The following is a 20,486-nucleotide window of genomic DNA, read 5'->3' on the forward strand; positions in this document are numbered from 1 at the left end:
ACCCGCATCTTCGTTAATTGACCTGCGGGCCCAGGGAGCGATGGTAAGGGGAGGCACGGCCTCCGACTTCCCTCAGGTCAAAGTGTGCGAGTAACGCCAACAGGTATCGCGTGTCTGTTGGGCGGCGGGCGTCACGGGGCGTTTGCAGCACCCTGAGCGCAAAGACAATTTCGTGTTTAATCAATGGCGTAGAGCGATACGACGAGTTGGCACGTCGCATGCAATGTTGGTTTCAAGCCAGCGTTGCCTTGCGCCGAATGGCGCAAAACGGCATCGGGAGGCTTCGAAACACCGGGCGCATCGGCGCCCGGTGTGGCTTCCGGGAGTTTACATATGCAGCTCGCTCGACTGCTCCGCTGCTTTCTCCAGTGCTCGTTCGCGGCTGCGGTGCTTTTGCCCGTCGTCGCGGGCGCCGCGAACCTGCCGGCCGCATCGCAACGCTATGCATCCGGCACGCGCGACGCGGATCCCAGCGATTCGGCCACGCCCCACGCACTGAAAGCTGGTATCGAGCGCCTGCGCACCGGGACGTGGTGGGAAGCCAACCGCAAGATCCGCCCGGAACTCGCGCAAGTCGGCGACCTGATGTTCCTCCTGCCGCTTGCCGACAGGAAGCTCGAACCATCGTCGGATGCGATCGGCCGCGTGCAGCGCCTGCGCGAAGCGCTGCGCAGCCACCTGACGCGCGAACCCGCCGGCTGGACCCGCCTCGTCGCGCAGGTGCGGGCAGCGCGCGTGAAGGCCGGCGATGCGTCAGCCGTGCTGCTCGCCGACGCGCTCGTCAACGAGGTCCGCTACCGCGACGGAACCGACGGCAGCTACTACGCGCCGGCACGGTTCTTTGCCGAAAGCGGCGTGTGCAAGGATTTCGCCGTCGCCAAATACCTGCTGCTGCGCGACGCGGGTTTCGACATCGCGCGGCTGCGTCTCGTGTCACTCGCGCCGCGCTACAACAACACACCGGACGACTGGCACGTCATCCTCGTCGTGCAGGTCGACGGCGCCAGCGAACCGCTCGCACTCGATTCACCGAGCGCGCCGACCGCGAAGCGCGCCGGCGATACGGCCAACGAAGCATCGGCTTCGAGCGGTCCGTCCGCGCTGCTCGGCGCGATCCTCGCCGGCCGCGAGCCCGCTGACGCGGTGCTGCGCGCGCCCGCGGGACCGCTTACCACCCCGCTCAGCCGGTCGGGCCAGGCGCGGCGGCCGCTTGCGACAGTGTTCAACGAACAGGGCAGCCGGTCGTTCGAACGCGCAGCGCCGGGCGCGCTGCGGCGCGCGTCGGCGGCCGGGCGAAGCGCGAACGCGATGTATGTCGATGAAACAGGCGAGGCGTGGAAAGTCGACGGCTCCGGGAAGTTTCCGAAGTGGCGCGTCGCCGTTGACCAGGCCGATGCGCTCGCGAAGCCGGGTCCGGCGGCAGGGTTGATACGCGTGGCGGCACGCTGACTGAGGCGTGCATGGCGCGCGCCCGACACCGCCGCTACGAAAAAGCCCCCCACGCGATCGACCCGCAGAACACGCCGAGGGTGATTCTTAATCGACTTGTGCGCTGACTCTTTTCCGCTGTGGTTGGCGCTGAGCGGTGACGCGTCCTCAGCCGGGAACACACTGGGACTCGCCGCGGCGAGCTTTCACCGCAAAGCCATGGCCTTGCCTTCTGAGCACTTCAGATATGCACGAAAGCCTGCGATTGTCGGCCGTATCCGGTCGGCGGAGAACAAGCCGCAACCCGCCCAATCTTGACTGTCTGGCGGGGGCAACATGAAGCCAGCGCCTGGTTTTCAACGGAATCAGGGTAAAGCGGTCAGTGGCATCATGGGGTGTCAGCGTGCAAGTTCGGCATCGCCGTTGTCTCACTGCCGCTCGACGGCGCGCGCAAAAGCGTCCGTGCGTGACAACCAGTTCTCGCAGCACTGGCCCGGAGGTCGCACATGTCCGTCTTTCTCGAAGTCGAGCACGTCACAACCTATCGCTACAACAAACCTGTGGAGTTCTCGCCGCACCGCGTGATGTTCCGGCCGCGTGCCGCGCACGACATCCGCGTGCTGTCGGCCACGCTGACGGTGTCGCCGCATAGCACACAGTACTGGATGCAGGACGTGTTTTCCAATTCAGTGGCGATCGTCGAACCGCGGGTGCCGGCCGACGCGCTGGGGCTTCGCGCGCACTTCGTGATCGAGCATTTCGGCGTTAGGAATCTGGAGTTACCGGTGGCGCCCGAAGCCGAGAACTACCCGTTTCGCTACACCGACGAGGATCGGCTCGACCTGGCACCCTTCCTGACGCCGCAATATCCTGAGGATCAGCCCCTGCTGCGCGACTGGGCGGCGCAGTTTCTGCCCCGGCGCGGCACCACGCACACGCGCGACATCCTGGCCAATATCAACGCCGCTATCCGCAGCGACTTCCAGTACCAATCGCGTGACGCCATGGGCACTCACCTTCCGTCCGAAACGCTGAACCGGCGCAGCGGTACCTGCCGGGATTTCGCGCTGCTGATGATGGAAGTGCTGCGGGGACTGGGATTGGCGGCGCGTTTTGTGTCGGGGTATCTGTACGACCAAACGCTCGACACGCCGACTCCGCCGGCGGTACGCAACACGGGACTGCAGCAGGGCGCGAGACAGGTCGAAAGCCGCGACGAGCCGCTCGTGGTGGGCGCCGGCGCGACCCACGCATGGCTGCACGTCTTCTTGCCAGGCGCGGGCTGGGTACCATACGACCCGACCAACTCGCTCGTTGGCGGTACTGACCTGATCCGGGTGGCATACACGCGCAAGCCCGAACAGGCCGCACCAGTGTCCGGTTCCTGGTTCGGTGCCGCGCAGGACTTCATCGGCATGGATGTCAGCGTCAGCGTTCGGCGAATCGAGCAGCCGGCAGAGCCGGAATCGATCGGCGAACGTCCCTCACAGAGCCCTATGGCCGCCGGATCTTGACCTTTGACGACCGCGTTTCCGTACGACGTAGTCTCATGAATCGACCGTTAGTCCAACGCACACGCTTACCTATTCCGGACACCGGGGGTAAATCCCCGCCCTGCTCGACCCATTCATTCGCAGTGGCCGGGCACCACTCGCTAACGCGTCGTGCGGTGCGCCCTCGGTTGCTTCGCGACGCCGTATGACAGCGCTGTATCGCTCGCCGGCGACGAAGAGCGACATCGTGAAGCATCTGGTCTATCCGGTACCTGATCCCGCCCTGCCTCTTCTCCGCGTGCACTTGATGCGAATGATCGGAAGATATGCCACCGTGGGTCCAAACGCCGTGCTGGCGCTCGCGCGAGAAGGCTACCGCTCGCGCGCCGCAAATCTGAAGGATCTCGTCGGCATGGCCGCTTTCCCGGGATTCTGAAAGATGCTCGGAAAACATGGAGCATCGGGGCTGAGCGAGACGCGCAACTCGCTGTGCAAGCGTGGATACCTCAAACTCCAGCGGCGTAGGGATCGTGAATCGGTTCTGCGGAAGACCTGGCAGATAACAAATCTATAACCACGTGGTCAGGCTTGGAAAAAAAGCGGCCGCGCAGAATGCCCTTCGACTCTTCATCGAGCCTCGTGGAGAGTCTGAAGGCTGCGTTCATGGCGGATGCGCTCGCTACCCTCCCAAAGTTGGACAGGGACGCGATTATCTGCAGAACTATATGACCGACATTCGACTACGACGCCTTGCTGGGAACTTCCGACCGCCCTACCCTCGATGAGAGCCGTCCTCCCATTAGCTGCAGGATCGGCCATTTACATGCGACCCATACACTGATACGCCTTCCGGTTCCGGAAGATACAGGTCCTATTGGAGACGATATGCTTGACAACCTGATCCCCGCCATCGTGGGCCAGAAATGGCAAATTGCTGAAGGCTATCGTGCCGTTGAACTTCGAACAACGTCCAGATCGCTGCTTCCGCCGTTTGACGATGGCTCGTGCGTCACTCTCTGTCTGCATCACTCTGGCGGCAAGGAAAGAATGTATCCCTTGCTCTGTGTTCCGAACCTGCCCAATGCTTACGTAATAGGCATGAGACAAGAAGGTGATGACAGAACGGACAATCTGCAATCCGATTTTCCGTTAAATGAACGAGACGAAGTATTTGTCGGCACGCCCAAAAGCCTTCCGACAATTTTTGACGATCGTGTGCGATCTATCCTTTTCGCTGGAGGAATCGGCGCGGCATCAATCGCGGGCATCGCGAAGCGGCTTGCATCGGCAGGTCAAAGGTTCGAGGTGCACACCTTCGCCCGATCGGCTGACCGCGCAGTTCTCCGCGAGGAATTTGACGCGCTTCGAGGTCGCGGTAAGGTCCATCACCATTTCGGCCTGTCTGATGATCAGTTCGCGCAGAAGACTTCTCACGCAATGAGTCCAACTCACGCTAACGCACAGATATACTGCAGCGGCCCCCCTGCTTTCATGGATCTTGTTGAGCGCCAGGCCCGCAAATGGGTGTACGCAGCAAATATTCATAAAATTACCCTCGGCGACCAGACCGCGTAACAGGCGGTCGACAGCAGTGCATGGCGCGGTGACCTCGCCGCGCTTTCATCTGCTGACGCATGCTCGTCGTCCTCGTACGCCGGGCCGTGGCTTTGGAATACTGCAAGCCGCCATCCAATGCCTGTTGGCGACCCTATAAGCAGTCTTATGCGTCGACGTCGCCACGAAGGCAGTTTCCAAAGTTACAGTAGTCATCCGCCCTTCTTTGCAGGCGGCAATCCGCCTCAGACACCCAACATTGTCGTACAGACTCCATCCGGCAAGTCCACTCGGCCAGAGCAGTCATTCGAGTTACGGCTTTGGTCAGGCGGCTACATGTCGCTTTCCGGACGGAAGCGTCACGGCTGTCTCGAGCGACCGGTCCGAAAACATAGTCCCCGAGAATGCTTACGCTCGGTGGGGCAGGTTCGCGTCCCATGATGTGGAAGTTGACGCTTCCACATCAAGGGACAGCGGCACGACGTGACCTGCGCCGCTGCGAGTTGTTCGAGAAACTCCCACACTTTCGGTTCGCCGTGCTCCGGCATCCAACGGGCGAGCGACATTTCGGACGCAGACAGCGGACGGTTCAGTTCGGGAGCAGAACGGCATCGACGCATCGATGGCCGCCACGATGTTCTCGTCAACATACCTGAAGTCTAAATGTCCAGCGATGTGGCTCCATGTTGAGCGAGTCTCTGTGGATCGCCGGATGGCGCTGATGAACAGCTGATCGCCGAAAGTCCATCCGCATCCACGTTAGTGGCTTCCTGAGCGCGGGATGCGTGAGATTCAGCACGCGTGTCGCTTTCGTGATAATGCGCCTGGTAGGAGGATATCAAACAGTGACGCTGATGCAGGTGCGGGCTGGCTTCATTACGCCGTGGAATAGTGTCTATGACGCCGCGTCCATAGAGGGATTAATTTGGCGGGCCTAATGTAGTTGAACAAAATCAGTTCGCGGTATGCAGTGTCCCTACAGACCGCGAGTCTGCTTCATTACAGGGAAGTCCCTAGGCCGACTCGACATCAGGAGAAATGGAGTGTCATTCGCGCAACGACTGCGGCACAGTCCCCCCCGTGAACTCGAGCGTGAATACGCGTTAGTTTCTGTCGGCCTACCGGTGACCAGCATCTCGCCGACTCGATTCTGTGAGGCGCTGTCACGGGCCACGATTGCTGTGACCACCGTGAAGACCGACGGACCGAGCAGGCACGCAGGCGTCACATACTCGGCCATCAGTACGGTCTGCGATACGCCGCCGCCGATCCTTCTCTGCGTGAACCGCGTAAGCGCGGCGAACAGCGTCATTAAGACCAGTGCCGTACCGTCAATCAACCGCCTCATTGCCGGGTGGTTGGACATCTCCAGGCTCTTTTCGGGCACCGGTCAAGTGTCGATGAGCGAGCGGGTCGCGAGCAACCGCTGGCGGTATTCTCCGACCGGCACGCCATATTTCAACGCGCGCAGCCAGAGTAGCTGGCAGGAGCGCATCGCTACCGATGAGCGGATGCGGACGCCCTTTCCGCACAACATCGGCGTTCATGCGTGGTTCGAACGCGAACAGAAGCAGGTCTTTTCAAGCACCACATCATTCCGGAACAGCACACTTAAAGGCGGATATCCAATTGCCGCTGCACGCGTATTCGGCCGGGATGGTGGACCGATGTCGACCTTCAATATTGCGGCGCTCGACGAGGCGATCTTTAGCGAAACCCCGCTGAAGTCAGACTTCCTGTGCGGTCCTGGCTATGGAAATGCCGAAAGGTCTTTTGTTCGCAATCCGCGCCTCTCGTCAGAGGAAGCGTGCACGCCCGCTTAGGCAATCCGGGTTGATGGGCAGACTCATGCGCTTCCGCTAGCGCGCTTTGTTTTTCCATCCAGCATAACGAAATTTATCAACAGCGCCGTGCAATTCCGGACGAGCGCGCAGGGGACGCTATGTCTTTTTTCGAGTTTCGTGGCCATTTTCGCTCGGTCGGTATCCCGCTTCGGGTGGGCGCTGCGATTGCATCATGTTGCTGGATAACGACCCTGCATGCGACGGAAGGCGACGGGAACAACTATCCCATCGGCGTGAACACGCTGCTTTCGGGCGTTCAACCTCCACCGGGCAATCACATCTATGTCTATCTGCAGGAATACGAGGCGACGACGCTCGTGGGCAATAGTGGGAACCCCTCAGGCAGCGTATCGGAGTTCTCGCTGCACGCGCAGGCGGCGGCATTCCGGTTGTCTCATGTCTGGCGGGACGTAACGTTCCTCGGCGCAACGCTCGAGTCGCGAACGAACATTCCGTTTGTGAATCTCGATCTGCACTTCGACGCGCACACGCCAAAAGGTACGGTCTACAAGAGCGGCAGCGCGACGGGGCTGTCGGACCTGACTGTTGGGCCGCTCTTCCTCGGCTGGCATTGGGGCAACCTGCATCAGGTGGTAGGCCTCGAATTCTTTCTGCCGACCGGCAGTTACGACGCAAGCCGGCTCGTGAACCCCGGCCGGCACTACTACTCGATGCAGCCGAACTACGCCGTCACGTGGATACCGGTGCCGAATGTCGAGTTCAGTGCGCGCGCGCTTTACAGCGTGAATTCGGTGAATCACGTAACCGACTATCACTCGGGGAACGAGTTTATCGTCGACTATAACGCCGGGTTCCGCATTACTCCGATGTGGCAGATCGGGGCGAGCGGATATTTCTATCGACAGGTGACAGACGATACGCAGCACGGGCAGTCGGTAAATGGCAACGGCAACCGCGGACAGGTGTTTGCTGTGGGCCCGTCCATCGCGTACGGAACACGTAAATTCTCCGTGGCGCTCAAGTACCAGCGCGAAATGATGGTTCGCAACCGGCCAGAGGGGAATCGCGTCTGGCTGCAGATGTACATGCCATTCGAATAGGCGTCGTCTGGTTGTCGACCAGCATTACCCAGTTTTGGTGATCGCACCATCGCGCATTTTATCGACCGCTCTTCGAGCGAGATCCGCTTCATTCCGCCACGGAATAGTCTCTATGAGGCGGCATCCGTAGAGTTAAAAGTTTCAGCGGTGTACTGTAGATCAAACAGGACACACGAGGCACCTTGTCATGAATTGAATACGACGAGTGCCCACGTCGTCCGCGTTTCGAGTTATTTGCCGACCCACCCGACTGACCTGAGAGAGGAGTTATTTGACTAATGCGTACAACTAATTTGATCTATATGGGGCCACGTGTTCCCTTCGAGAAAGAGTGTCGGGCGAACCTTGAAGCGGAGGTGTCCTCATGGCAGTCGCGCTGATCACTGGAGCCAGCCGGGGCATTGGTGCGGCCATTGCGATCGCTTTGGCCAAACAGGGATACAAGGTAGTCGTCAACCATCGTTCCAGTGCACCCCAGGCCGAAGACGTGGCCGCGACGATCGTCGCGGCCGGTGGAGAAGCTATGGTGATCAAAGGCGACGTCACTGAGCCAAACGATGTCGCCGCCATGGTGGACGAAATCAGTCAGCAATGGGGTGGGGTCGACGTTCTCGTGCACAACGCGTTGACGCCCTATGACGTCACCTCCTTCGGCAACTTGAGCTGGGAGCAACTCGGCGGCAAGGTGGACTCTGAACTGCGCGCCGCCTTCCTGGCAACGAAGGCCGTTGTGCCAGGAATGATTTCTCGTGGTCACGGGCGGCTGATCTACCTGAGTACCCTGCTGTCGCGTCGTCCGCGTGACGGGATGATTACGCTGGGCACCGCCAAGGCGGCCCTGGATCAGTTCGTGCGATACGTCGCTTTGGAACTGGCGCCCCACGGCATCACCGCCAACCTCGTTGCGCCGACCACGGTGGAGGGCGCTACTTCGGCTGGGCTCATCTCCGCCGAACGGCTGAAGGCGATCGCTGCGTCCATACCGATGGGACGGCTTGCCCGTCCTGGCGAAGTGGCCAATACAGTGGCGTATCTGGCAGGTGACGCGTCGGGTTTCACGACCGGTCACTACATCCCCGTAAGCGGCGGCTTTGGAATGGAGTGAGTTCGACGAGTACCCGGATTATGTCTGAGGCTCGGAGAGGCTTTATTTTGCCAATGCGTTTGATTGACTTGACAGAGGTGTTAATTGCCAAAGCTCTCGATTGACCTGACTTACGTCGGGGCCGGTATCCACGAGGAGCTGATCGCGCATGTAGCCGATCAAGAGGGATATTTCGAGGAAGAAGGTGTTCACGTCGCCCTCCGCGACGGAGCCGTATGGAAGACTGAACGTGTGCGCGCGGGCGCAACCATCGGTCTTGGCCGGGCCCTATTGTCGCGAATGACTGACGGCATCGAATGGACGGCCCTAAGCGTCAACACGCACCGACCGCTTTTTTGGTTCGTCGGCGCTAACGGCGTGAAGTCCATGGAGGATCTTCGGGGCCGCCGACTGGCGGTTCACGGGGCCCGCACCGCCCCCGGGGTTTTTGCGCGGATCGTGCTGCGCAAGCACGGGCTGGATCCCGATCGCGACGTGGAATGCGTGCATCGAATCCCGGGCGACTACCAGATGGACCTGCGACGCCTTCGCGACGGTACGATTGATGCGGCTTACGTGGGCAGCACGTTATCGGCTGAACAGGTCGCCCGCGAAGAGGGATTTTCGGTGCTGTCCTGGGTGGGCGACCACTTCCAGATCCCCACTGTGGGACTCGCCGTGGACCCTTCGCGCATCTCGCTCGACGATCCAGCCCTGCAAGCTATGGTGCGGGCCTACAAGCGGTCGCTCAAAACGATCGCCGAACAGCCCAGCCTCGCCGTCGAACACATCGCATCGATGTTGAACCGACTGACCAACGCAGAAGCGGAGCAACACTACGAGCGGTACATCCGTCCGCATTTCACTTCCGATGGTCGCGTGGACCTCAAAGTTGCCAAAGAGGGGGTCGCTGCTGTCGCCGCGGAACTCGGCGTCCCTGCGGGAACCGCCGACCAGATGTTCCTGACGACCTTGTAAGCCGGCCGCTGCCTGAACTGGGACGCAAGCAATCTTCCATCTGGAGACGTGTTATGCCCAACACGCAGAAAAGACAAGTATTAGCTGCCGATTTCGCAATTGCCACGCCGCCGGGAAATCTGCCAGAGACAGTATCTGCCGAAGTGAGCGCGACTGAGATGAGGGAGGCGCTTTCCAAAGCAATCACTCCCGTGACTATCCTCGCCACTGACGGCCCGGGTGGCAGAGCTGGCGTTACCTGCTCTGCAGTCTGCTCAGTGTGTGACACGCCTCCGACTGTGCTGGTTTGCGTCAACCGCAACAGCTTCGCTAACGGCGTGATCAAAGCGAACGGGATACTCACTGTGAACTGGCTGAGTGCAGATCAGAGTGAACTGTCCCAACTCTTCGCGGGCGTTGGTGGGCTGTCAATGCCAGAACGGTTTGAGAGGAGTCAGTGGGGAATCCTGGCAAGCGGCGCTCCCTACTGCAAGGAAGCGATGATGACGCTCGACTGTCGTGTCGCAGATGCTATTGAGGTTGGGACGCACAGCCTCATTTTCGCGCGCGTTATCGCGACCACCAAAGCAGAAGAGCGTCACCCCCTCGCTTACTATCAGCGCGCTTACGCAACAACCCGGCCCGCAACACTTTAATCAGTCGTTTTCAATTAAATACTCGAAGGAAAAAGTCATGATCCGAACCGGTCGTCAATACCTTGACTCTCTGAATGACGGGCGTCAAGTCTGGGTGGGAAACGAAAAGATCGATAACATCGCGACGCACCCTAAAACGCGTGACTATGCTCAGCGTCATGCAGATTTCTATGACTTGCATCATCGCCCCGATTTGCAAGACGTCGTGACCTTTGTCGACGAGAATGGCAAACGTCGTTCAATGCAATGGTTCGGCCATCACAGTAAGGACCAACTTCGGCGTAAGCGCAAGTACCACGAGACCGTGATGCGCGAAATGGCTGGTGCATCCTTTCCCCGCAGTCCCGATGTGAACAACTACGTATTGCAGACTTACCTGGATGATCCGACGCCATGGGAAACCCAATCTATCGGTGCGGAGGGCCATATCAAAGCGAAAAATATCGTTAACTTCGTTAACTTTGCGAAGGATAACGATTTTAATTGCGCACCGCAATTTGTCGATCCGCAAATGGACCGGTCCAACCCGGAAGCACAGGCGCGCTCGCCGGGTCTGCGTATAGTCGAACAGAACGAGAAGGGAATCGTTGTCAACGGTATCAAAGCGATCGGCACTGGCGTCGCTTTTGCCGATTGGATCCATATCGGCGTCTTCTTCCGTCCTGGCATTCCCGGTGATCAGGTTATTTTCGCAGCGACGCCCGTCAATACCAAAGGGGTGACGATCGTCTGTCGTGAAGGCGTGGTGAAGGATGATCCGATCGAACACCCGCTGGCCTCCCAAGGCGATGAACTCGACGGCATGACGCTTTTCGAAAATGTCTTCATTCCGTGGTCGCATGTCTTCCATATCGGCAATCCTGAACATGCCAAGCTTTACCCGCAACGTGTCTTCGACTGGCTGCATTACCATGCGCTGGTTCGCCAGATGGTGCGCGCTGAGCTGATGGCTGGACTCGCCGTGCTGATTACCGAGCATATTGGAACCAACAAGATTCCGGCTGTCATGACCCGGGTCGCGAAACTGATTGGTTTTCACCAGGCGATGCTAGCCCACGTTATCGCGGCGGAGGAATTGGGCTTTCACACGCCCGGCGGACACTACAAGCCGAATATTCTGATCTACGACTTTGGTCGCGCGCTCTATCTCGAGAACTTCTCGCAGATGATCTACGAGCTGGTCGACCTTTCCGGGCGTAGTGCTCTTATCTTCGCGAGCGAAGATCAATGGAATGATGCGACGCTCAATCCGTGGTTTGAACGCTTGAACAGCGGCCCCGTCGGCAAGCCGCACGACCGCGTTCAGATCGGCCGGGTGATCCGTGACCTGTTCCTGACGGACTGGGGTAGCCGCCTGTTCGTTTTCGAAAACTTCAACGGCACGCCGCTACAGGCGATTCGCACGCTGACCATGCAACGCGCGGAATTCTCTGGTTCGGGCCCGTATGCAAGACTCGCTCGCCGGGTTTGCGGAATCGAGTCGGAGATCGACGAGAACAGCGATTACAAAGTGACGGCCGACTACGCCAAAGCGCTTGACTCGGCACGGCATCAAGAATCGCTGGCACTCAGCGGCACCATGTCCATCTGACGCGCAATCAGCCTAAGTTCGTGAGTTACCTGCGCTAATTGCGATGTAAGTACCGTGCTTTTGCACGGTACCATTTCTCTCCAGGACGATGACGCATTATGTTAGATGAGCATTTTTTGGACCGTGTGTTTCGCAAGGGTCGAAGCCAAAACGGGTGGCTCGATGAGCCGGTCTCGGACGAGCAGTTGAAACAAGTGTACGAACTAATGAAGTGGGGTCCCACTTCAGTGAATTGTTCGCCGGCTCGGATCGTTTTCGTGCGCAGTGAAGCCGGCAAGGAAAAGCTGAAGGACGCTCTCAGTCCGGGGAATGTCGTTAAGAGTATGACGGCGCCAGTGCTGGCGGTTGTCGGTTACGAGACGCGTTTCTACGAGGATCTGCCGAGGCTCTTTCCGCATAACCCGACTGTCAAGGCCTGGTTCGAAGGCGAAGCGAAGATCGGGTTCGCTGAAACGACTGCCTTTCGCAATGGAACCTTGCAGGGTGGATATCTGATCGCGGCGGCACGTGCGGTTGGTCTGGACTGCGGCCCGATGTCCGGTTTCGACAATGCAAAGGTTGACGCCACAGTGTTCGCTGGCACATCGATCAAATCGAACTTCATTTGCGGCCTGGGTCGCGGGGATCCTTCCGCGTTGTTTCCTCGCAGCCCACGGCTTTCTTTTGACGAAGCCTGCAAGGTAATTTGATCCGCTATTGACGAGGCTTACGGGAGGTATCCATGATAGTCATCTCCGATCCAAGTGAATTCCATTTGTCCGGGTCGGCCGTGTCGATCGGGATGTTCGATGGCGTTCACCGTGGGCACAGGCGCGTTCTGCGGACGCTGCGAGATCAAGGATTGGTCTTGCAGCTCCCCACTGTTGTGGTCACATTCGATCCTCACCCGCTTGCCACGTTGCGTCCCGAATCCTGCCCACCACGCTTATCGACCCTTGAAGGTCGTATGGATCTGTTAGCGTCCACGGGACATGTCGACTACTGCCTCGTTCTGAAATTTGATCGGCAGCGAAGCGTGGAGTCGGCAGATGAATTTGTGCGGGGGACTTTGGTTGACAAGCTGGGCATGCGTTCACTGATCGTCGGCGAGAATTTCGTCTGCGGCAGTGGTCGACAAGGCAATACGACGTATTTGGGCAACCTTGGTGGTTGCCTCAGGTTTGACGTATGTCCCGTGCCGCTGCGGCCAAATACGTACATTGAGAACGGTGCGCAGTGTTCGTCAAGCGAAACACGGCGGCTAATCCAGCAAGGCAATATTGCTGACGCAAATGCAATGCTAGATCGGCCGCACGAGCTGTCCGGGACGGTGTTCGGTCCGAGTGATTCTGCTTGCCGCGTGATCGACCTCCTGGTACCCGGTGATTTGTGTTCGCCGCCGATAGGGGATTACGCCGGAACGGTAAAAAAGCAGCATGTCGCGGCGCCCTGGATTGACGCTATCTTGCAGGTTCGAGAGGAACATTCACAGATTGGCGCGCGCACGATACGTTTGCTTGTTGAGAAGCAGACGCGAGTTGCCCTCGGTGACGCGATGACCGTCCGATTCCATGATCGGGCGAGATCGGCCCCAAGCCGCTTCGCATTCAACACGATGGCCTTGACTTGAGCCAGCGAGAACTATCATGAACCAATTTATTTTTACGAGCCATCCGCAGCGAGTCGTATTTGGTGCAGGCGCTCTGGGCCGGATCGAAGCAGAAATCGACCTGCTTGGCGCGCGTCACGCACTCATACTCGCGACACCTGATCAACGTCGAGATGCAGAACGGATAGCAGGGATTCTCGGGTCTCGTGTCGCCGGCGTGTTCGATAGGGCGGCTATGCATGTACCGGTCGAGGTTGCGCGCGAAGCACGCGAGCTAGCGCGTCGTCTTGACGCCGACTGCGCCATAGCAATCGGCGGTGGTTCGACGACAGGACTCGGAAAAGCGATCGCACTGGAGTCGGACCTTCCGATTCTTGCTATTCCGACTACCTATGCTGGTTCTGAAATGACACCGATCTACGGTATAACCGAAGCGGGGCTAAAGAAGACCGGTCGCGATATCCGTGTCATGCCAAAGACCGTGATCTACGATCCCGAACTTACTTACTCGCTGCCAGTATCGTTGAGCGTTAGCAGCGGGATCAATGCGATTGCTCATGCGGCGGAAGGTCTTTACGCCCTGGATGCCAACCCGATCACAGATCTGATGGCCGCCGAGGGCATCGCTGCCATCGGACGAGCGCTGCCCTTACTGACGCTCGACTCCGAAGATGCGCACGTTCGGCGCGCGCGTGCGGATGCGCTCTACGGCGCGTGGCTATGTGGATCGGTGCTGGGGAGCGTGGGTATGTCTCTGCATCATAAACTTTGCCATGTGTTAGGCGGCAGCTTCAACCTGCCGCATGCAGAAACCCACACTATCGTCTTGCCGCATGCACTCGCCTACAACGCGACGGCCGCCTCCCGTGCGATGGAGCGCATCGCGCGTGCGCTAAACGGCACTAGCGCACCGCAAGCCATTTTCGATCTGGCGAAAATGAACGGTGTACCGTTGGCATTGAAGGATATCGGAATGAAAGCGTCAGAACTCGATAAGGCATGCGCGATTGCGCTGGAAAATCAATACCCCAATCCTCGGCCACTAGAGAGAGTGGCAATAAGACAACTGCTACAAGATGCATACGAGGGTGTACGACCGTAGATCCGATTGCACCATCCATCGCCAGAGGCATTATTAGTCTCCTCGCCTCGCTGATCATCAACACTCAAGAAATGAGAGACAAACGTGCGAAACCTGAATGAACAAACTGTCACGCAAGCAGTGGTAGATCTCTTATCCGGCACCCCGGATCCTCGTCTGAAGGCCCTACTCGTCAGCCTTATCACTCATCTACATAACTTCGCACGGGAAGTCGAATTAACCGAACAAGAGCTGCAGGCAGCGATTTCATTTTTGACCGCGACCGGGAAAAAATGTGACGACAAGCGGCAGGAATTCATCTTGTTGAGTGACGTCATCGGGTTGTCGATGTTGACAGTTGCGATGAACAACAAAAAACCGGAAGGTTGCACGGAATCGACCGTTTTCGGGCCGTTCCACGTAAAAGGCGCGCCCAGGTATGACAATGGTGCCGATATCGCCAATGGCGCGGTGGGTGAACCTTGCCTCGTACGAGGTACCGTGACGGATCGCAATGGCGAACCAATTGCCGGGGCGGAGCTGGAAGTTTGGCAGGCCGACGCCGAGGGGAACTATGACGTTCAGTATCCGGATCTCGAGACCCATCAAGCTAGAGGCGTACTCACGTCCCAACAGGACGGTAGTTTCGAATTTCGTACGGTTGTCGCTGTCGCCTACCCAATTCCAGTCGATGGTCCAGTGGGCGAATTGCTGCGTGCTACGGGACGCCACCCTTGGCGCCCCGCCCACCTTCATTTCATGATCAAGGCGAAGCATTACCAGACATTGGTCACGCACGTATTTCGTAACGGCGACCAATATCTGGATTCCGATGCTGTTTTCGGCGTACGGCAAACGTTGGTAGCCGACTGGATCAAGCAGCCCGACGGCGGTTATACATTGACTTACGACTTCGTACTAAACCCCGAGGGCTAAGGTGCTTCGTAGTATTGTCATTTTTAATGATGAATAGCGGACTTTAGGTCTGCATCGAATTCTGTTCGATGCAGACTTGAACGCGCTCGCGCTTCACCCTGGTGTCGAAAACAGCGTGCGAAATACGTTTCGAAGCCATTGATTACCCGGTTCGAGGTGGCACCGATCGTGCCAGTACTGGGCGATTTGAAGTTTGGGTAATGTGATCGGCGGCTCAACCAATTGCAAGTCGAGGTCTTGACTCATTATCACTGCAAGCGTCTTTGGAATCGTAGCGATCACGTCGGAGTGCTTCGCAATCTGCGCGGCCGAAGTAAAGACTGGGACGCGACACACGATATTTCTGCGTGGCACTTCAGATTCAATGATCCGCTCAACTGACAAGTGTTCGTGCCCAGTGCCTAGTGCAGACACGAGCGCGTGCTTCTCCGCGATAAACTGTTCCTTGCTTGGATGCGTGCCGATCCGCGGATGGTCTTTGCGCGTCACGCTTACGTAGGTCTCGGTCCACAGCGGTAGACGCCGAATACCCATCGTAAGAGAGGGGAAGGAGCCGATTGCCAGATCGACGAGGCCCGATTCAAGCCACAAATCGAGGTGTTGTGCGTCGCACGGAATCGATTGTACGCATATGCCGGGCGCTTCTGCAGCCAGGTAGTTCAACAGGGCCGGGAATATCTTCACCACACCTGCATCGATAAGAAAGAAGCTGAACTTACGCGTTGACGTTTTTGGATCGAATGACGCGTGCTCCGAGCGCAGCGTGCTCATTTTTTTTAATATCGACCTCACGGGTTCTGCGAGCTCGAGCGCCTTCGGTGTGGGCTCCATGCGCAGCGCTACACGCACGAAAAGTGGGTCTCCAAAATACAGTCGTAGTCGCGCCAGCGTCTTGCTCAATGCGGGCTGCGAAAGATTTAGCACGCGCGCGGCCTTGGTCAGGCTGTGTTCGGTCAGCAGCACGTCGAATACTTGCAGGTGGTGGAAGTCCAGTTCGACATCGCCTTCATTTCTTTGCGGAATAGTGTCCATGCGTCAGCGGCCCTATCAATGCCAATTTGGTGAGTCAACTGTAGCCGATCCAAAAAACGGTGCCACTCGGAGTATTCACCAACATACAGCGGCTGGACGGCACCGGCGCCGGGAAGCCACCACTTCCCGGAAGTCAAGGGCGACGCTGTCATCTCGCTCACTTTTCTGCCCGCAGGACGGATCGCGTTCGACGTCAAACCGCCGCAGCATTGAAACGCACAGGCGCGCCCGGACAATATCCTCTCAACTGTCAATCAGACTTGAGTCGCGTTTGCCCTCTTGACAACTGCCGTGAGCCGTTCCACTACCGCCCCGGAGTCGTTACGATTGGATCTGGTCCCACATCGCTCTACGCTTCCACAATCACCACGTCATAGTTCTCGTCCTCAAAAGCGACGAGAAACTCTTCAGGCATCAGCCATGAATCGACACTCACTATCTTCGCGCCAACGTCGACGTTGACCTTGGCGTCGGCATCGACAGTCTTCATCGCATGCTCGATCGTTGGTACATCGTCTGAGCGGAATTCGTTTTTCATCGAGAACTTCATTTGTCATTTCTCCAGCCAACAACGCTTGAATAAAACAGGAGCTATCGACCCATCGGCGTCACTGATTTTGCGTGCCGATTCTACCCACTACCTGTTCGACGGACGGCCAAGCGTCGTTTTCACGACCCGTCAGCCGTTTTAACGATGACACCCGGTACGGCGTCGCCCGTATCTTTGCGATCAACGCAGCGACCGGAAACTTGCGCGAACCTCTTCCGAGAAAACTTGCGGCTGCTCCCAAGCCGCAAAGTGACCGCCTTTGAGGAGGCGGTTGTAGTGAATCAGCTTGGGATACGCTTTCTCTGTCCAGTTTTGCGGGGCCGCGTAGATTTCATCAGGAAAGACGCTAACGGCGACGGGGATAGCAACATGCTTGGGAGCAAAGAAGTTGAGCTTGTTTTCCCAATACAAACGAGCCGAAGAAATTCCCGTGTTCGTGAGCCAATAGAGCGTCACGTTATCGAGAATGTCCTCTCGCGTCAGCCCCTCGGACTGTCCGTCAAACACGCGTGCGATAAGCGCCTGGCTCGCGGCGTCGTGATCGAGCATCCATGCGGCGAGGCCGATGGGCGAATCTTCGATCGCATACAGCGTCTGCGGGCGGTTCGTCATCTCCAATGCGTAGCCCAAGCCGTGCTTGTAGAAATAGTCGAGCTGATCGAACGCGTGCTTCTCGTCGGCTGAGAGGCCCGCTGGCGCCGGCTCGCCCAATTTGAGTGCCGCTGCAACGTTGTCCGGTACGGTAGCCGGCATGTTGGTGTGAATGCCGAGCAGTTCCGGTGGCGCCAGGAGGGCCATCTGCTCAGTGACAGCATTCCCCCAATCACCGCCTTGCGCCACATAGCGCGTGTATCCGAGCCGCTTCATCAGTACGACCCACGCACGTGCGATGCGAGCAGGATCCCAGCCGGTCGTGGTCGGCTTACCGGAAAACCCGTAGCCCGGGAGTGACGGAATCACAACGTCGAAAGCGTCCGATGCAGTCCCGCCATGGCCCGTCGGATTGGTCAGCGGACCGATGATCTTCAACTGCTCGATGACCGAGCCGGGCCACCCGTGCGTGACGATAACCGGCAACGCATTTATTTCTTTTGAACGAACGTGGATGAAATGAATGTCGAGCCCATCGATCTCGGTGACGAATTGCGGCAGCGCGTTCAGCCGCGCTTCGACCTTACGCCAGTCATAGTCTGACGCCCAAAAGCGGGCGAGTTTCTGCATGGTTGCGAGTTGCACGCCTTGGGACGCATCGGTCACCGTTTCCCGCTCAGGCCACCTGGTTGCATTGATGCGCCTTTTCAAATCGATGAGTTGCGATTCCGGCGCATGCACATGAAGTGGACGAATAGCGGTCTTGTCGCTGCCCGTCGGTGGTGCAACTTCGGTGATAGCCCGACTCGTTTCTGCAAATGCAAGCTGACTCAACGCGCCCGCTGCAACGGCGGCCGCCGCCACGCCAATAAAACGACGGCGCGACGGGGCCTGGGGAAGAATATCGTTTGGCATACAAGTTCCTATTGGCAATAAGCGTACGTAGGGGCGCGACGAGCACGGAAGCATAGCAATCCTGACCAAACGCTTTTGTGATTGTCCAGTTGAACCGTTTATACAGACAGTCAGTCGGCACACCTTAAATCGTCATCGCCTTGATTGACCGCATACCGTAGTTTGCGGTCGGTGAAACCATTATCTGCGGGTAAGCACCTAGCGTAAACGCCAACACGAGTACAACACTTGTGTCCGTCAGGAACATACCCGCCGACGCGCACCGCTAGCCGCTCCTTGACCCTGCGCATGCTTAGCGGAAAACGCTAGTGCTGCAAAAGCACATGGCTGATATGAACGGCGGCCATAATCCGACACCAGATGGCGGCGTCGATCAGCGATAGGGAATGGTTCCTGTTCTGCATGAAATGCACCATGCAGGCGAGCTTGTGGGTCACCGCGGTGTTGACGCGCGGCTTACCGGGGCGCACAGCCGGCGGTAGAAGTGCCGAGTTGCTGCACGACAGACCCATGGCTGCCATTTTCAGTGCCCGCCGGCGCGGTTGGCAGAGGGTCGGGTGCCGGAAGACGAGGTCTTGCCGCCGCTGATCTTCGTGGCGAGACCGAGGCGCAGCCGCTGATCGACCGCGCCCGGAGGAACGGGCCATCACCCTGCGTGAAGCCTTTGCCCAGGAGCAGCCCATACTGCTCACGCTGCCGGGGAATCCTTGGCCAGTCGAGGAGCTTGGTCGGTGCACCTCAAAGCCCTGTTGACGGCACGTGCCAATGCGCAGACGCTTGTGCTGGCCGCGCCCAACTGACGCGGGTTGCTGAGGTACTCGGCAGCGGCTCCTACTGAGGGAAGAAATGCCGCGCCGAGGCGAGCAGGCCTCGATGAGTAGGGGAATTAAGTGACTACGGGCAATGGAAAATTGAGCAAGATTCGGTTGTCCTCGAGTGTCTGCCTGTAGTGCGGGGCCTCATTTCAATTGGTGCAGCAACAATCGAAACAAAAGACGCAGGCCTAATTTCTCGATGGAATCGCACGTATGGATACGTTCCGTAACATGAAGATTTTCGTCCTGGTGGCAGAAGCCGGCAGTTTTACGGCCGCCGCGCATCAACTCGACACGACGACGGGCTATGTATCCCGTTCGGTCTCCGAACTCGAAGCGCATTTGCGTACACGATTGCTGAATCGCACGACGCGCCGGCTCGCGCTCACGGAAGCCGGCGAGCGCTATCTGAGCCGTTGCCATGCGATCCTCGCATCCGTGATGGAGGCAGAGTCCGAAGCCTCCGATGCCCACGCAAAGCCGGTAGGAACGCTGAGAGTGCACGCGATGTCGAGTATCGGGCAGAACTATGTCGTGCCTGCGATCGCTGCCTATCAGGAGCAATACCCGGCGGTGACAGTCGATCTGACGCTGTCACAGAACGTGCCCGATCTTCTCGAAGACGGATACGACGTCGCGCTTAGGGTGTCACCCGATGCTTTGCCCGATTCGAATTATATTTCGCATAAGCTCGGGACTGCCTACAGTGTGCTGTGCGCGGCGCCGGCGTACCTCGAAATGCACGGCACACCCACGTCGGTCGACGATCTCTCGCATCACATTTGTTTGCAGGTGGCGATGCCCATTTTTCCGTCCGAACGCTGGTTGCTGATCGGTCCCGATGGGGAGCGTGAATTCCAGTTGCAGAACGCCCGCTTCAAGGTGAACGTACCCGATGCGATGGCGGCCGCCTTGCACGAGGGCATGGGCATCGGTGCGCTGCCGACGTTGACGATAAGATCGGCATTCAAGTCTGGCTCGTTGATCAGAGTACTACCCGACTATCATCTTCAGCATCTGAATATTTACGCGGTCTATGCGTCACGCCAGTACCTCGACGCGAAGATCAAAACGTGGATTGATTTCTTGCGCGAGTCGATCGCACAAGCGTTAAGCGCCGACGAGGCTGCTTTCAGGAAGACGCCCGTCAAGGTGTAGATCGTGTGCCAAGCGAAGATGTATTTGTAACGATTCGATCTTTTCCAGTGAAGCTTCGTGGCCCCGGCCCCTTCTCTGGTAGGTCAGGCCGCGGAACTCCGGCGCTCGACTGAAAGGTTTCGGATCGCCTGCGTTGAGTTGATCCAAGCGCA

General features: G+C 58.3%; 19 protein-coding genes and 1 pseudogene. 16 read left to right on the plus strand and 4 right to left on the minus strand.

Going from position 1 to position 20,486, the window contains the following annotated elements; genetic code table 11:
- Positions 1 to 333: 333 nt before the first annotated feature.
- From FVF58_RS15910 to FVF58_RS15975, 14 genes are all read left to right on the plus strand, one after another.
- The gene (locus FVF58_RS15910; RefSeq protein ID WP_149670840.1) at positions 334 to 1,449 is read left to right on the plus strand and encodes a transglutaminase-like domain-containing protein; all 1,116 of its coding nucleotides are present in this window, start codon (positions 334 to 336) and stop codon (positions 1,447 to 1,449) included.
- A 485-nt stretch (positions 1,450 to 1,934) separates the two neighbouring features.
- Complete coding sequence (locus FVF58_RS15915) at positions 1,935 to 2,942, plus strand: transglutaminase family protein (RefSeq protein ID WP_149670841.1); 1,008 nt, start codon at positions 1,935 to 1,937, stop codon at positions 2,940 to 2,942.
- A 184-nt stretch (positions 2,943 to 3,126) separates the two neighbouring features.
- Complete coding sequence (locus tag FVF58_RS15920) at positions 3,127 to 3,357, plus strand: hypothetical protein (RefSeq protein WP_149670842.1); 231 nt, start codon at positions 3,127 to 3,129, stop codon at positions 3,355 to 3,357.
- Between the two features lie 449 nt (positions 3,358 to 3,806).
- Positions 3,807 to 4,496: a ferredoxin reductase domain-containing protein gene (locus FVF58_RS15925; protein WP_149670843.1), complete on the plus strand. Its 690-nt coding sequence runs from the start codon at positions 3,807 to 3,809 to the stop codon at positions 4,494 to 4,496.
- 1,022 nt (positions 4,497 to 5,518) lie between these two features.
- The gene (locus FVF58_RS15930; RefSeq protein ID WP_188130832.1) at positions 5,519 to 6,298 is read left to right on the plus strand and encodes a flavin reductase; all 780 of its coding nucleotides are present in this window, start codon (positions 5,519 to 5,521) and stop codon (positions 6,296 to 6,298) included.
- A gap of 119 nt (positions 6,299 to 6,417) precedes the next feature.
- The gene (locus FVF58_RS15935; RefSeq protein WP_149670845.1) at positions 6,418 to 7,380 is read left to right on the plus strand and encodes a SphA family protein; all 963 of its coding nucleotides are present in this window, start codon (positions 6,418 to 6,420) and stop codon (positions 7,378 to 7,380) included.
- A gap of 364 nt (positions 7,381 to 7,744) precedes the next feature.
- The gene (locus FVF58_RS15940; protein WP_149670846.1) at positions 7,745 to 8,485 is read left to right on the plus strand and encodes an SDR family oxidoreductase; all 741 of its coding nucleotides are present in this window, start codon (positions 7,745 to 7,747) and stop codon (positions 8,483 to 8,485) included.
- A gap of 84 nt (positions 8,486 to 8,569) precedes the next feature.
- The gene (locus FVF58_RS15945; RefSeq protein ID WP_149670847.1) at positions 8,570 to 9,442 is read left to right on the plus strand and encodes an ABC transporter substrate-binding protein; all 873 of its coding nucleotides are present in this window, start codon (positions 8,570 to 8,572) and stop codon (positions 9,440 to 9,442) included.
- 53 nt (positions 9,443 to 9,495) lie between these two features.
- On the plus strand, positions 9,496 to 10,077 hold the full coding sequence (locus tag FVF58_RS15950) for a flavin reductase (RefSeq protein WP_149670848.1): 582 nt from the start codon (positions 9,496 to 9,498) through the stop codon (positions 10,075 to 10,077).
- Positions 10,078 to 10,114: 37 nt separating this feature from the next.
- Complete coding sequence (locus FVF58_RS15955) at positions 10,115 to 11,668, plus strand: 4-hydroxyphenylacetate 3-hydroxylase N-terminal domain-containing protein (RefSeq protein ID WP_149670849.1); 1,554 nt, start codon at positions 10,115 to 10,117, stop codon at positions 11,666 to 11,668.
- Between the two features lie 98 nt (positions 11,669 to 11,766).
- Positions 11,767 to 12,357, plus strand: a complete 591-nt coding sequence (locus FVF58_RS15960) for a malonic semialdehyde reductase (RefSeq protein WP_149670850.1) — start codon at positions 11,767 to 11,769, stop codon at positions 12,355 to 12,357.
- A 32-nt stretch (positions 12,358 to 12,389) separates the two neighbouring features.
- A complete protein-coding gene (locus FVF58_RS15965) occupies positions 12,390 to 13,277 on the plus strand; it encodes an FAD synthetase family protein (protein WP_149670851.1) in 888 nt (295 codons plus the stop codon).
- Positions 13,278 to 13,293: 16 nt separating this feature from the next.
- Positions 13,294 to 14,358, plus strand: coding sequence for a maleylacetate reductase (locus FVF58_RS15970; RefSeq protein WP_149670852.1), 1,065 nt, complete (start codon positions 13,294 to 13,296; stop codon positions 14,356 to 14,358).
- Between the two features lie 84 nt (positions 14,359 to 14,442).
- Positions 14,443 to 15,273 (plus strand): intradiol ring-cleavage dioxygenase, encoded by an 831-nt coding sequence (locus FVF58_RS15975; RefSeq protein WP_149670853.1) that lies wholly within the window; start codon positions 14,443 to 14,445, stop codon positions 15,271 to 15,273.
- Positions 15,274 to 15,366: 93 nt separating this feature from the next.
- Here FVF58_RS15975 and FVF58_RS15980 read toward each other — a convergent pair whose 3' ends face one another.
- A complete protein-coding gene (locus tag FVF58_RS15980) occupies positions 15,367 to 16,305 on the minus strand; it encodes a LysR family transcriptional regulator (RefSeq protein WP_149670854.1) in 939 nt (312 codons plus the stop codon).
- 84 nt (positions 16,306 to 16,389) lie between these two features.
- On the opposite strand from FVF58_RS15980, the pseudogene FVF58_RS15985 reads away from it, so the two are divergent.
- A pseudogene (locus FVF58_RS15985) lies at positions 16,390 to 16,518 on the plus strand (4-hydroxylaminobenzoate lyase); the annotation flags it as partial.
- A 136-nt stretch (positions 16,519 to 16,654) separates the two neighbouring features.
- On the opposite strand, the gene FVF58_RS15990 reads toward FVF58_RS15985, so the two are convergent.
- From FVF58_RS15990 to FVF58_RS51435, 3 genes are all read right to left on the minus strand, one after another.
- Entirely contained in the window at positions 16,655 to 16,855 is a 201-nt protein-coding gene (locus tag FVF58_RS15990; protein ID WP_149670855.1) for a copper chaperone, read from the minus strand.
- 180 nt (positions 16,856 to 17,035) lie between these two features.
- Positions 17,036 to 18,361, minus strand: coding sequence for an epoxide hydrolase family protein (locus tag FVF58_RS15995; protein ID WP_149670856.1), 1,326 nt, complete (start codon positions 18,359 to 18,361; stop codon positions 17,036 to 17,038).
- Between the two features lie 305 nt (positions 18,362 to 18,666).
- On the minus strand, positions 18,667 to 18,882 hold the full coding sequence (locus tag FVF58_RS51435) for a hypothetical protein (RefSeq protein ID WP_188130833.1): 216 nt from the start codon (positions 18,880 to 18,882) through the stop codon (positions 18,667 to 18,669).
- Between the two features lie 507 nt (positions 18,883 to 19,389).
- Between FVF58_RS51435 and FVF58_RS16010 the strand changes: the two genes are divergently transcribed.
- Complete coding sequence (locus tag FVF58_RS16010) at positions 19,390 to 20,334, plus strand: LysR family transcriptional regulator (RefSeq protein WP_149670857.1); 945 nt, start codon at positions 19,390 to 19,392, stop codon at positions 20,332 to 20,334.
- The last annotated feature ends 152 nt before the right edge of the window (positions 20,335 to 20,486 follow it).

It is taken from the genome of Paraburkholderia panacisoli, assembly GCF_008369935.1.
Classification (GTDB): Bacteria; Pseudomonadota; Gammaproteobacteria; order Burkholderiales; family Burkholderiaceae; genus Paraburkholderia; species Paraburkholderia panacisoli.

Bases quoted from the DNA above. Each gene is read 5' to 3' on its own strand.
- FVF58_RS15955 (WP_149670849.1), top strand. From the start codon at position 10,115: ATGATCCGAACCGGTCGTCAATACCTTGACTCTCTGAATGACGGGCGT.
- FVF58_RS15925 (WP_149670843.1), top strand. From the start codon at position 3,807: ATGCTTGACAACCTGATCCCCGCCATCGTGGGCCAGAAATGGCAAATT.
- FVF58_RS15935 (WP_149670845.1), top strand. From the start codon at position 6,418: ATGTCTTTTTTCGAGTTTCGTGGCCATTTTCGCTCGGTCGGTATCCCG.
- FVF58_RS15970 (WP_149670852.1), top strand. From the start codon at position 13,294: ATGAACCAATTTATTTTTACGAGCCATCCGCAGCGAGTCGTATTTGGT.
- FVF58_RS15915 (WP_149670841.1), top strand. From the start codon at position 1,935: ATGTCCGTCTTTCTCGAAGTCGAGCACGTCACAACCTATCGCTACAAC.
- FVF58_RS15965 (WP_149670851.1), top strand. From the start codon at position 12,390: ATGATAGTCATCTCCGATCCAAGTGAATTCCATTTGTCCGGGTCGGCC.
- FVF58_RS15995 (WP_149670856.1), bottom strand. From the start codon at position 18,361: ATGCCAAACGATATTCTTCCCCAGGCCCCGTCGCGCCGTCGTTTTATT.
- FVF58_RS15910 (WP_149670840.1), top strand. From the start codon at position 334: ATGCAGCTCGCTCGACTGCTCCGCTGCTTTCTCCAGTGCTCGTTCGCG.
- FVF58_RS15990 (WP_149670855.1), bottom strand. From the start codon at position 16,855: ATGAAGTTCTCGATGAAAAACGAATTCCGCTCAGACGATGTACCAACG.
- FVF58_RS51435 (WP_188130833.1), bottom strand. From the start codon at position 18,882: ATGGCAGCCATGGGTCTGTCGTGCAGCAACTCGGCACTTCTACCGCCG.
- FVF58_RS15950 (WP_149670848.1), top strand. From the start codon at position 9,496: ATGCCCAACACGCAGAAAAGACAAGTATTAGCTGCCGATTTCGCAATT.
- FVF58_RS16010 (WP_149670857.1), top strand. From the start codon at position 19,390: ATGGATACGTTCCGTAACATGAAGATTTTCGTCCTGGTGGCAGAAGCC.
- FVF58_RS15980 (WP_149670854.1), bottom strand. From the start codon at position 16,305: ATGGACACTATTCCGCAAAGAAATGAAGGCGATGTCGAACTGGACTTC.
- FVF58_RS15940 (WP_149670846.1), top strand. From the start codon at position 7,745: ATGGCAGTCGCGCTGATCACTGGAGCCAGCCGGGGCATTGGTGCGGCC.
- FVF58_RS15960 (WP_149670850.1), top strand. From the start codon at position 11,767: ATGTTAGATGAGCATTTTTTGGACCGTGTGTTTCGCAAGGGTCGAAGC.
- FVF58_RS15920 (WP_149670842.1), top strand. From the start codon at position 3,127: ATGACAGCGCTGTATCGCTCGCCGGCGACGAAGAGCGACATCGTGAAG.